Source organism: Arthrobacter sp. I3, from assembly GCF_000520575.1.
Taxonomy (GTDB): domain Bacteria; phylum Actinomycetota; class Actinomycetes; order Actinomycetales; family Micrococcaceae; genus Arthrobacter; species Arthrobacter humicola_A.
Genome location: NZ_KI914927.1, coordinates 225,303 through 225,868, shown reverse-complemented (window position 1 = coordinate 225,868; position 566 = coordinate 225,303). Strand labels below are relative to the sequence as shown.

The following is a 566-nucleotide window of genomic DNA, read 5'->3' as shown; positions in this document are numbered from 1 at the left end:
GCCGCAAGCCGCTCCTGCTGGCCGGGCTGCTGGTCACCGGCACCGCCACGGCGGCCATCGGGTTCACGCACCAGCTGCCCTGGTTCCTGCTCGCCTCCGCTTGCGCCGGGATCGGCTCCGGGCTGCTGGGACCGGCCCAGCAGGCTGCCATCGCCGATGTGATCGGCAACGAGCGCTCTGGCGGCCGCGTCCTGGCCGTCTTCCAGATGGCCTCGGACAGCGGCGCGATTGTCGGACCGGTGGTGGCCGGGCTGCTGGCGGACCGCCTCGGTTACGGCTGGGCTTTCGGGGTCACGGGCGGCATACTCCTGGCCGCCGCCGGGCACCGCCACGGCGGCCATCGGGTTCACGCACCAGCTGCCCTGGTTCCTGCTCGCCTCCGCTTGCGCCGGGATCGGCTCCGGGCTGCTGGGACCGGCCCAGCAGGCTGCCATCGCCGATGTGATCGGCAACGAGCGCTCTGGCGGCCGCGTCCTGGCCGTCTTCCAGATGGCCTCGGACAGCGGCGCGATTGTCGGACCGGTGGTGGCCGGGCTGCTGGCGGACCGCCTCGGTTACGGCTGGGC

At 73.7% G+C, this 566-nt stretch carries 1 protein-coding gene and 1 pseudogene; both read left to right on the top strand.

Features of this window, described 5'->3' with window-relative positions; all coding sequences use genetic code 11:
* Positions 1-320 (top strand): annotated as a pseudogene (locus Y706_RS28180) (MFS transporter); the annotation flags it as partial.
* Positions 229-566 (top strand): MFS transporter (locus Y706_RS28175; protein WP_156945139.1); only part of this gene is annotated, 338 nt, incomplete at its 3' end. The pseudogene Y706_RS28180 and the gene Y706_RS28175, both read left to right, overlap by 92 nt.